The organism is Bradyrhizobium sp. (genome assembly GCF_019244115.1).
Lineage (GTDB): Bacteria > Pseudomonadota > Alphaproteobacteria > Rhizobiales > Xanthobacteraceae > Bradyrhizobium.
In genome coordinates, this window is sequence record NZ_JAFATE010000067.1 from 1 (window position 1) to 11125 (window position 11125).

8 protein-coding genes are annotated in these 11125 nt (G+C 64.4%); 5 read left to right on the forward strand and 3 right to left on the reverse strand.

The annotated features are described in order from the left end of the window. The coding region (locus tag JOZ76_RS03170) for an FAD-dependent oxidoreductase (RefSeq protein ID WP_291697175.1) at nt 1–1512 on the reverse strand (1512 nt) is incomplete at its 3' end. A 253-nt stretch (nt 1513–1765) separates the two neighbouring features. Between JOZ76_RS03170 and JOZ76_RS03175 the strand changes: the two genes are divergently transcribed. Further along, nucleotides 1766–2227: a MarR family winged helix-turn-helix transcriptional regulator gene (locus tag JOZ76_RS03175; protein ID WP_291697182.1), complete on the forward strand. Its 462-nt coding sequence runs from the start codon at nt 1766–1768 to the stop codon at nt 2225–2227. Between the two features lie 150 nt (nt 2228–2377). Here the strand turns inward: JOZ76_RS03175 and JOZ76_RS03180 are convergent, their stop codons facing one another. Further along, a complete protein-coding gene (locus tag JOZ76_RS03180; protein ID WP_291697176.1) occupies nt 2378–3184 on the reverse strand; it encodes an N-acyl homoserine lactonase family protein in 807 nt (268 codons plus the stop codon). Nucleotides 3185–3537: 353 nt separating this feature from the next. Here JOZ76_RS03180 and JOZ76_RS03185 point away from each other — a divergent pair, with 353 nt between their 5' ends. From JOZ76_RS03185 to JOZ76_RS03200, 4 genes are all read left to right on the forward strand, one after another. Next, nucleotides 3538–5091, forward strand: coding sequence for a caspase family protein (locus tag JOZ76_RS03185; RefSeq protein WP_291697177.1), 1554 nt, complete (start codon nt 3538–3540; stop codon nt 5089–5091). 125 nt (nt 5092–5216) lie between these two features. Further along, entirely contained in the window at nt 5217–5888 is a 672-nt protein-coding gene (locus JOZ76_RS03190; protein WP_291697178.1) for an OmpA family protein, read from the forward strand. A gap of 147 nt (nt 5889–6035) precedes the next feature. Continuing rightward, on the forward strand, nt 6036–6965 hold the full coding sequence (locus tag JOZ76_RS03195; protein WP_291697179.1) for an efflux RND transporter periplasmic adaptor subunit: 930 nt from the start codon (nt 6036–6038) through the stop codon (nt 6963–6965). Next, on the forward strand, nt 6965–10111 hold the full coding sequence (locus JOZ76_RS03200) for an efflux RND transporter permease subunit (RefSeq protein WP_291697180.1): 3147 nt from the start codon (nt 6965–6967) through the stop codon (nt 10109–10111). The genes JOZ76_RS03195 and JOZ76_RS03200 overlap by 1 nt, the downstream gene beginning before the upstream one ends. Nucleotides 10112–10131: 20 nt before the next feature. Here JOZ76_RS03200 and JOZ76_RS03205 read toward each other — a convergent pair. After that, nucleotides 10132–11125: MFS transporter (locus tag JOZ76_RS03205; protein ID WP_291697181.1), on the reverse strand; the 994-nt coding region annotated here is incomplete at its 5' end.

Here is an 11125-nt window from a genome sequence, read left to right on the forward strand (position 1 = left end):
GCCCGGTTCGGCTTCGTAACGCGAGGTGGCGAGCCCTTGCGGATCGAGATAGCCATAGTCGCCGCCGATCCGGATCGCGCTCACGGCCTCCGGCTCCTCGTCCGGCGCAAAGCCGAGCAAGGTGAAGCCGGTTCCGACGCTGATGAAGGCGTCGGTCAGAAATGTCGGCTGACCATCACGGAAGGCAAGCGGCGCATCGGGCATCGAGCTGCCCGGCCGCGGGCCGCCACGCCATTCGTCCATGTCAGCGGTCGAGAGCGGCGTTTCGTAGACCGTTGGCACCGAGAGCCGGCCGCCATTGACCATGCGTTTGCCGAACTCGGTTTCCTTGGCGAGCGACAGCACGGCCTTACGCAGCCGCGCCTCCTGGTGCGAGTTCGGCGCCATGAAATCGGTGGAGCGGGTGGATTCCCGGATGTTCTCATCGGCCGCCGCGCTGCGCTCGATCTGGTAGCTCTCCAGCAGAGCTTCCGGCGAGGCACTGCGCAGCACGCGATCGAGCTTCCAGGCAAGGTTTTCCGCATCCTCCAGGCCGGAATTGGCGCCGCGCGCCCCAAAGGGCGAGACCTGGTGCGCGGCATCGCCGGCAAAGATCACCCGGCCGTGCAGGAACTGGTCCATGCGGCGGCACTGGAACTTGTAGAGCGAGATCCACTCGAACTCGAACTTGTCATGGCCGAGCATGCGCGCGATCCGCGGCCGCACGTTCTCCGGCTGCTTCTCGACCAAAGGATCGGCGAAGCGGCTGAGTTGCAGGTCGATACGCCAGACGTCGTCGGGCTGCTTGTGCAGTAGCGCCGAGCGGCCGGCATGAAACGGCGGATCGAACCAGAACCAGCGCTCGGTCGGGAATGCCGCCGTCATCTTGACGTCGGCGATCAGAAACTGATCCTCGAACATCTGGCCGGCAAACTCCGCGCCCACCATCTGTCGCAGCGTTGAGCGGGCGCCGTCGCAGGCCACGACATATTGCGCGTGCAGGGCGTAGGACCCCTCCGGCGTTGCGATCTGGACCGTCACGCCGTCATTGCGCGGCGCGAGGCCGACCACCTTGTTGCGCCAGCGCAGCGAAATCTCGGGCAACTGCTCGACCCTGTCGACCAGATAGGCCTCGGCATAAAACTGCTGCAGGTTGACGAAAGCCGGGCGCTTGTGGCCCGGTTCGGGCAAGAGATTGAACTGATAGAGCTGCGAGTTGCCGTGAAAGATCTTGCCGACACTCCACACCACGCCCTTGTCGACCATCCTCTGGCCGACGCCAAGCCGATCCCAATATTCCAGCGAGCGTTTTGAGAAACAGATCGCGCGCGAGCCCTCGCCGATGCGATCGGCGTCATCGAGCAGCACGACGTTCTGGCCGCGCTGCGCGAGATCGATCGCGAGCGACAGCCCGACCGGGCCGGCACCGACCACCACGACGGCGTGCTCGGCGGCCTGGCTGGCCGCGCGATCCTGATCGCCATGACGGCGATAGCCGAACTGGGTCTTGGCCTCGGTACTGGCTTGCGACATTCCTCACCTGCCCTTTTTTTCCTTCGATCGTGGCGGGGAAATTTCCGGGCTTGCCAATTAGTTTCAGTTGCAACTATTCTAGCCCCGTGCGTTGCGGCGTCAAGGGCAGAAAAAGGAAGCGGTTTTGAGGACGGCATCTTCGAACGACGACGCGGGCGGCGCGGGCAAGCGGGCGAAGCCCGCCGGCAATGCCACCCCGCCTGACGCGCGCGCAGCAACAGCGACCGTCGCAGCGGCTGGCGCGCGGCTCGATTTGTTCCGCTTCGTGCCGTTCCGCCTGAACCGGCTGGCAGCCGAAGTCTCCGCCGCGCTCGCCGCCGACTATCAGGAGCGCTACGGGCTCGATATTCCGGAATGGCGGGTGTTGGCGACGCTCGGCTTCCGGCGCGATGCCTGCAGCGCGCAATACATCTCCGACTGCACGCGGACGCATAAATCGACGATCAGCCGCGCGGTGACGACGCTGTTGCAACGGAAGATGATCGAGCGGGTCGAAAATGTCGCCGACCGCCGCGAGTTCCGCCTGCAGCTGACGCGCAAGGGACGCACGCTCTATGAAGCGCTGATCCCGCGCCTGCTACACCGGGAGCAGGAGATTCTATCCTGTCTTTCGAAGCGCGAACGCGAGGTCCTGGGCACGCTGCTCGGCAAGATCGAGCAAAGCCTCGACCTGGTGCAGACCAGCGAGGAAGCCGACGCCAAAGGGGCGTATTAGACTAGCTCTCACCCCTCATGGTGAGGAGCGCGCTTTTTGCGCGCATCTCGAACCATGAGGCCCGGATCGGGGCCTCATCCTTCGAGACGCCGCGCAAGAGGCGCGGCTCCTCAGGATGAGGGACTTCTAACCACAGCGTCGCGCGCTCCATCACTTCGCAAACGAGCGCGATGGCTCGACATGCACCGCGAACGCATCGACCTTGTCACTGGCGCGCGGATAGATCTCGGCAACCAGCGGATCGTGGCCCGGGATGTAGCGATCCGGATGACCGGCGAGCCGCTCGACGATCTCCCAGCCCATCGCCATGTCGCCGATATTATAGACGATCGGAAACGGGCTCCGCTTCTGCAGGTTGGCGTAGTAATGCGTCGCGTCGGAAGCAAGCACCAGGGGCCCCCGCGCGGTCTCGACCTTCACCACCTGCAAGCCGTCGGAATGGCCGCCGACGCGATGCACTGACACGCCGGGCGCGACCTCGCCGGCGCCGGAATGGAAGGTGACGCGCTCGCCATAGACATGGCGCACCATCAGCGTGACATGCTCGACCGAGAACGGATGGCGGAGCAAACCGTTGCACATGCAGCGGCCGGTGGCATAGCTCATCTCCCGTTCCTGCAAGTGAAAACGCGCGCTCGGAAAGCGGTCGAGATTGCCGGCGTGGTCGTAATGCAGATGCGTCACGATCACGTCCTTGATGTCGCTGGCCGCAACCCCGAAGGCCGCGAGCGCGTCGACCGGATTGAGCGTCAGCTTGCGGCTGCGCAGCTCGGCCTCCTCGGCATTGAAACCGGTATCGACCAGGATGTCGCGGCCATTCCCCCGGATCAGCCAGACGAAATAATCGAGGTCGGCCGCCGTGGTGTCATGCGGGTCAGGCAGCAGGAAATTCATATGAGGGGTGCGGGGCGACATCGTCGCGTAGCGCAGCGCATAGATTTCGTGGGCGTATCCCATGGCTCTCGCTTCTTCTTGGTTTTCTCAACGAGTCCGCACCAAGCCACCGCCGCATGAAAAGGTCAAATGGCCGCCGCCTGGGGCTGGCCTGCGTTTTGCGAACCGCCCCACGTCGCTCAAAAGCGTTATGGATGACGCAGTGCAGTGACCGCAAAGGGCGCGGCCGCTTGCCGCATCCCTCGCGAAGCGCTTGCCCACCCACACTCGCCCGTCAATTGTGACGAATGCGAACGCACTTCCCGGCTGTTGACGGGTCCGGACCGCGATTTGATAATGCCTTTTGCGTGGGGTAGGTAGGTCGCCAAGCCGGATCGGCGCCCTCCTCGTTGGGATTTGCTGGGACCGCCATCATAATGAAAATCCGCCTTGTATTGCTCCTTGCCTGCCTTTTCGCGGTCGCAGCGACCGCACCATCGTCGGCCGCAGGCGATCGCTATGCCCTCGTGATCGGGAACGCGAAATATCCAGATGCGGACGCGCCGCTGAAGGAACCGGTCAACGACGCCCGCGATGTTGCCGACGAACTCAAGCGCGATGGTTTTGCGGTCGAAATCGGCGAGAACCTGACCGGGGAGGCGATGCGGCGCGCCTTCGACCGGCTGTATGGCAAGATCAAGCCCGGCTCGGTTGCGCTGGTCTTTTTCTCCGGCTTCGGGGTGCAATCCGCGCGACAGAGCTACATGATCCCCGTCGACGCGCAGATCTGGACCGAGTCCGACGTGCGCCGCGACGGTCTTAGCCTCGAGACTGTACTGGGTGAGATCAACAGCCGGGGTGCCGGCGTCAAGATTGCTCTAATCGACGCCTCGCGGCGCAACCCGTTCGAGCGGCGGTTTCGCAGTTTTTCGGCGGGGCTCGCGCCGGTGATCGCGCCAAACGGTACGCTGGTGATGTACTCGGCGGCGCTGAGTTCCGTGGTCTCCGATGCCGGCGGCGATCACAGCCTGTTCGTGCAGGAGCTGCTCAAGGAAATCCGCGTTCCCGACCTGATGGCGGAGGAAACGCTCAACCGCACCAGGGTCGGCGTGACGCGGGCCTCGCGTCAGGAACAGGTGCCCTGGATCTCCTCCTCGCTGGCGGAGGATTTTTCCTTCATTCCGAACGCCGGGAGCAACCGGCCGAGCGCAGCTGACGCGGCGACCAGCTTCACGCCGATACCCTCGCCCACGCCGACCCAGGCCGCCGTAGCCCCGAAGCCGACCCCAACGCCCAGCCAGGTCGTTGTGGCGACGCCGTCGCCCACACCCACGCCGACACCGAGCCAGGCGGCGATCGCGACGCCAACACCGACATCGAGCCAGGTCGTCATTGCGACACCAAGGCCGGCCATCAGTCCAAGCCCGGCTCCGAGTCCCGCGCCATCCGACAAGCCGGCCAGCGCCGGCACCGGGTCGCCGCAGGTCGCGCTCAATGACGATCCGACGATCAAGAGTCTGACCGAGAAGATCAGCGCCAATCCGGACGACATCAATGCGCTCTACCGGCGCGGCCAAGTCTATGCCAGCAAGGGCGCCTACAGTCTCGCAATCAAGGATTTCGACGACACGATCCGTTTGAATCCCAAGGATGTCGAGGCCCTCAACAACCGCTGCTGGGTGCGCGCCGTGGTCGGAGAGCTGCAGGCGGCGCTCAAGGATTGCAACGAGGCACTGCGGCTGCGCCCGAATTTCATCGATGCGCTGGATAGCCGCGGCCTCGTTAACTTGAAGGCCGGCGCAACGAAGAATGCCATGGCGGACTTCGAGGCGGCGCTGAAGCTCAATCCGCGGCTGACCTCATCACTCTATGGCCGCGGCGTCGCCAAGCAGCGCAACGGCGCGGCGTCGGAAGGCGCTCTCGATATCGCCAACGCCAAGGCGATGGATCCGAACATCGTCCAGGAGTACGAAAGCTACGGCGTCCATTGATATTTTTGTATTTTGGGCTGGCGCCGCCGAACCGGGACGACGTCGATCAAGACTAATCGGGCGGACAGCCGCACGCGTTTGGCGCGGCTGAAATTTTGCTTCAGACAGGGCAGGAGGGACGGGCAATGTCGCAAACGTTCGGGCGCTCGAGGCTCGCCGCAATACTATCGGCCGTGACGATCGGCGCCGCACTGTATGTCACGGCCGGAACCGCGCGCGCCGAGGACAGCGTCAGCGAAGATCAGATCCTGCAGGCGCTGGCCCCCGCCAAGAAGGCTCCCTTGACCCGCGGACTCTCCCTCGGCCCGCAGACGCCCCAAGCCGATCCGGGAGCGACGGCGGCGGAAGCAAAATTCGTCCAGACGATCCGCGGACGGACGAGCCGATCGCTGTCGGCGACCGAGCGCGAGGAAATCGCGACCATCGCCAAGGCCAAGCCGAACATCGATCTCGAAATCACTTTTGACTACAACTCCGCCGAGATCAGCCAGAAGTCGCTCCCGCTGGTGCAGTCGCTCGGCCGCGCGCTGACCAACGCCGACCTGAAAGGCTCGACCTTCATCGTTGCCGGCAATACCGACGCGGCCGGCAGCGAGGCCTATAATCAGGACTTGTCGGAACGGCGCGCCGATTCGATCAAGCGCTATTTGATGGACAAATACGCAATCGCTGCGGGCGACCTCGTGACCGTGGGCTATGGCAAGAGCAAGCTGAAAGACCCGAGCCACCCACTTGCCGAAGTGAACCGCCGGGTGCAGGTGGTGAACATGGAGAACAAGACCACGGCGGCCAAGTGAGTCCATCATCAGTGTTGTATGACGTGATGGTCTGGCTGCTTTCGCCACGTCGTGCTGTTTTGCGGACGTTCGTGCCTCGGAAACGATGCCGCCGGCCTACGGTCTCTGCTTTACAACGCATGAACTCTGCCATGGACTGATCCGGCGATGATGCTTTCCGAATACCTCAGGCCCGCGGCGGGCGCGGCGTTCTTTCTCGTACTGGTGGGCGGCGTCTACTGGTACGAGCACCGCTCGCGGCCCGCGGACAAGGAGAGGCAGGGCCAGCCGCTCGTCGTGGTCACCAAGTCGACCAATGCCTGCTTCTCGGACCTCGTCCGCGTCACCGGCTTCGTGGTGCCGCGCCGCGAGGCCGTAGTCGGCGCGGACCAGGAAGGCTCCAGGGTGACCGACCTCTTCGTTCACGAGGGCGATACCGTGACAGAGAACCAGGAGCTGGCGCGCCTGAGCCCGCCGCCGCAACAGCCGGGCGGCCCTGCCGGCGGGGCGAAGTCCGGCCCGATCCCGCTGCGCACACCAGCCGCCGGCCTCGTCACCGAGGTCAGGACCATTGTCGGCGCGCCTGCCTCGCCACAGGCCGGACCGATGTTCCGCATCGCGGTCGGCAACGAGATCGAGCTCGACGCCGAGGTTCCGAGCGTCCACCTGCTCAAACTCGGCGTGGGCGCGACCGCGCGCATCAGCCGGGACGATTCGCCCGACCTGATCGGGCGGGTCCGCCTGGTGTCGCCGCAGATCGATCGCGCGACGCAGCTGGGTCATGTCAGGATTTCGATGACGAGCAACCCGCAGCTCAAGGTCGGCATGTTCGCCCGCGCCAACATCGATGCCAAGCGCAGTTGCGGAGTCGCGGTTCCGCGGAAGGCGATCGACCATCTGACGGTGCAGGTGGTGAAGGGCAACACGATCGAAACGCGCAAGGTGCGCGTCGGGCTGGTATCCGACACCGCGACCGAAATTCTCGAAGGCCTCGATGTCGGCGAGATGGTGGTGGCCGATGCCGGCAGTTCGTTGCATGATGGCGACCAGGTCAAGACCATGTTGGCCGAAGACGTCGACCGGACCCGGGTACGCTGATGGCGCTCAATATCTCCGCATGGTCGATCCGCAATCCACTGCCCTCGGTGGTGTTTTCGATCATCCTGCTCGTGCTCGGCTGGGTGAGTTTTACGAAACTCGCGGTGACCCGCCTGCCGTCGGCCGATATCCCCGTCATCTCGGTCGCGGTCGCGCAGTTCGGCGCCGCACCCGCCGAGCTCGAATCCCAGGTCACAAAAACCATCGAGGATGGTGTCTCCGGCGTCGAGGGCGTGCGGCACATTTCCTCTTCCATCACGGATGGATTGTCGGTGACGACCATCCAATTCGCCCTGGAGACCAACACCGACCGCGCGCTCAATGACGTCAAGGACGCGGTGACGCGGGTGCGCGCCAACCTGCCGCAGAACGTCAACGAGCCCTTGATCCAGCGCGTCGACGTGATCGGGCTGCCGATCGTCACCTATGCGGCCATCTCGCCCGGCAAGACGCCGGAGCAGCTCTCTTACTTCGTCGATGATGTGGTGAAACGCGCGCTGCAGGGCGTGCGCGGCGTCGCGCAGGTCGAGCGCATCGGCGGTGTCGAGCGCGAGATTCTGGTCTCGCTCGATCCCGACCGGCTGCAGGCAATGGGGCTGACCGCGGTCAATGTCAGCCAGTTTTTGCGCGGCACCAACGTTGATCTGGCGGGCGGGCGCGCCGAGATCGGCAAGGACGACCAGGCCATTCGCACGCTCGCCGGTGCCAAGACGCTGAACGATCTCGCCGGCACCATGATCCCGCTGTTCGGCGGCGGCGAGGTTCGCCTGGACGACCTCGGCACCGTCACCGATACCATCGCCGACCGCCGGACTTTTGCGCGGTATAACGGCGAGCCGGTGGTGGCGCTCGGCATCAAGCGCTCCAAGGGCGCCAGCGACGTGGTGGTCGCGGCCGCGGTGCAGAAGCGGATCGACGCACTGAAAGTGGCCTACCCGGACGTCGACCTCAAGCTGATCGACACCTCGGTCGATTACACCAAGGGCAATTACGAAGCCGCGATCTCGACGCTGTTCGAAGGCGCCATTCTTGCCGTGGTGATCGTGCTGTTGTTCCTGCGCGATATCCGCGCCACCGTGATCGCCGCGATCTCGCTGCCGCTGTCGATCTTCCCGGCATTCTGGGCCATGGATCTTTTGGGCTTCTCGCTCAACCTGGTCTCGTTCCTTGCAATCACGCTCTCGACCGGCATTCTGGTCGACGATGCCATCGTCGAGATCGAGAACATCGTCCGCCACATGAACATGGGCAAGACGCCTTATCGTGCCGCGCTCGAAGCGGCCGACGAGATCGGCCTGGCCGTGATCGCGATCAGCCTGACCATCATCGCGATCTTTGCCCCCGCAAGCTTCATGTCCGGCATTGCCGGCCAGTTCTTCAAGCAGTTCGGCATCACGGTGTCTGTACAGGTGTTCTTCTCGCTGCTCGCTGCGCGTTTTGTGACGCCGATGCTGGCGGCGTACTTCTTGAAACACCACTCGCACGCCGAGCCGCCGCCGGGCCGCGTGCTGAACGCCTATCACAACGTCGTCAAATGGTCGGTGAAACACTATTTCATCACCGTGCTGATCGGCTTTGCGATCTTCGCGGCCTCGATCTGGAGCATCACGCTGCTGCCGCAGGGTTTCCTGCCGGCCCAGGACACCGCGCGGTCGCTGCTCGCGATCGAGTTGCCGCCGGGCTCCCAGCTTGCCTTTACCGAAAAGGTCACCGAGGACATCGTCGCACGCCTGCGCAAGCGGCCCGAGGTGCGCAGCGTTTTCGTCGACGGCGGGCGCGTCCCGCCGGGAACGCAGGAGGTGCGCCGCGCCGCGCTGATCATCAACTATACGCCGAAGACCGAACGCACGATCACGCAGCGCGAACTCGAGCTGGAGATCGGCAAGGACCTCGACAGTGTCCCCGACATCCGCTTCTGGTTCCTCGACGAGAACGGCCTGCGTGCCATTTCGCTGGTCGTCACCGGGAACGACAGCAATATCGTCAACGAGGTCGCCAACGAGCTGGCGATTCAGATGAAGCGGATCCCGATCATCTCCAATGTGACCCCGGAAACGGCGCTGGAGCGCCCGGAGCTGCGCATCCAGCCGCGCGCCGACCTCGCAGCAAGGCTCGGCGTCTCCACCGAAAGCCTGTCACAGACTGTCCGCGTCGCCACCATCGGCGACGTCGGTCCGGCGCTCGCCAAGTTCGATGCCGGCGACCGCCTGGTGCCGATCCGCGTCCAGCTCGAGGATGCCGCACGCGGCAATTTGAGGACTCTGGAGCAGTTGCGGGTGCCGCTCGGCCAGCACGGCGAAAAAGGCGGCGTGCCGCTGTCGGTCGTGGCCGACATCAAGCTGGACCAGGGCCCGACCAGCATCAACCGCTACGACCGCGAGCGCCAGGCCACCGTCGCGGCCGACCTCGTCGGCTCGGCCGCGCTCGGCGACGCCACAAGGATGATCCACGAGCTGCCGGTCATGAAGACGCTGCCGAAGGGCGTCAGGGTCAATCCGTCGGGCGACGCCGAAAGCCTGAACGAATTGTCCGAGGGTTTTGCCACCGCGATCACTGCGGGGCTGATGATGGTCTACGCCGTGCTGGTGCTGTTGTTCGGCACGTTCCTGCAACCGATCACGATCCTGTTCTCGCTGCCTCTGTCGATCGGCGGCGCGATCGCCGCGCTGCTCTTGACCGGCAAGCAGCTCACCACACCGGTGTGGATCGGCATCCTGATGCTGATGGGCATCGTCACAAAGAACGCGATCATGCTGGTGGAGTTCGCCATCGAATCGATCCGGGCCGGCAATCCGCGCGACGAGGCGATGATCGATGCCGGCATGAAACGCGCGCGTCCGATCGTGATGACCACGATCGCGATGGTCGCCGGCATGATGCCGAGCGCGCTCGCCGTCGGCGCCGGCGGTGAGTTCCGCTCGCCGATGGCACTCGCCGTGATCGGCGGGCTGATATTCTCGACCGTGCTGTCGCTGGTCTTCGTGCCCGCGATGTTCATGGTGATGGACGATATCGGCTCGCTGATCTGGCGCGTCGGCAGACGGCTGATCGTCTCGACCGCGGATGCCGACCATGGCGCGGGCGATCATCGCGAGGAACCGTCATCCCAGCGCCCGCCCTCAGCAATCCAGCCGGCCGCGGAGTGAAGCGGTCGTTCGGGCCCGGATTACGAGCCCGCGGCCTTGCCCGCGTAGGCATGGCGCATCGGCTTCAGCACGAACAGCGCGAGGATCCCCGTCAGCGCATCCATTGCGATGATGATCGCAAACACCGGCAGCCAGCTCCCGGTCTGTTCGCGCAGGAGCGCCGCGAGCGGTCCCCCGAGAATCGACCCCACGCCCTGCGCGACATAGAGAAAGCCATAATTCGTGGTCGCGTGCTGCGCGCCGAACGTATCGGTCAGCGTTGACGGGAACAGTGAAAAGATCTCACCCCAGCCGAAGAACACGAGCCCGGACAGCACCACGAGCGCAAGCGCGTTGTCACGAAACAGGACCAATAGGGTCACCGCAGCGGCCTCCATCAGGAACGCGATCGCCATCGTGTTCTCGCGGCCGATCCGGTCGGACACCCAGCCGAAGAACGGACGCGTCAACCCGTTGGTGAGGCGATCGACGGTCAGCGCGAGCGGCAGCGCGGCAAGTCCGAACACGACCACGTTGGCGGTGCCAAAATCCCGGGAAAACGCGGCGAACTGCGAGATCACCATCAACCCGCCGGTCGACATCATGGTCATCATGATGAACAGCAGCCAGAAGATCCTGTTGCGCAGCATTTTTGCTGGCGGCGTGCCCGCCTGTGCCGCCATTGCCGGCGGCGGTGGCAGCACATCACTTTTTCCCGGCATTCGCATCGCAAGCGCCGCAATTGCGCCGACCAGACCAAGGACGATTCCGAACACTACCAGGGTTTGCTGGTGGCCGGACCGTCTCATCATCGTGTCGATCGGGAACGTCGTCAGGATGGCGCCAAATCCATAGCCCGCCGCCACCGCACCGGTCGCAAGACCCCGCCGGTCCGGAAACCAGCGGACCATGAGGCCGATGATGCCGATATAGACGATGCCGGTTCCGATGCCGCAGAGCAGGCCGTAAGTGAGATAGAGACCGATCAGGCTGCTCACATGAGCGGACGTAATCCACCCGAGGCCCGACAACAGA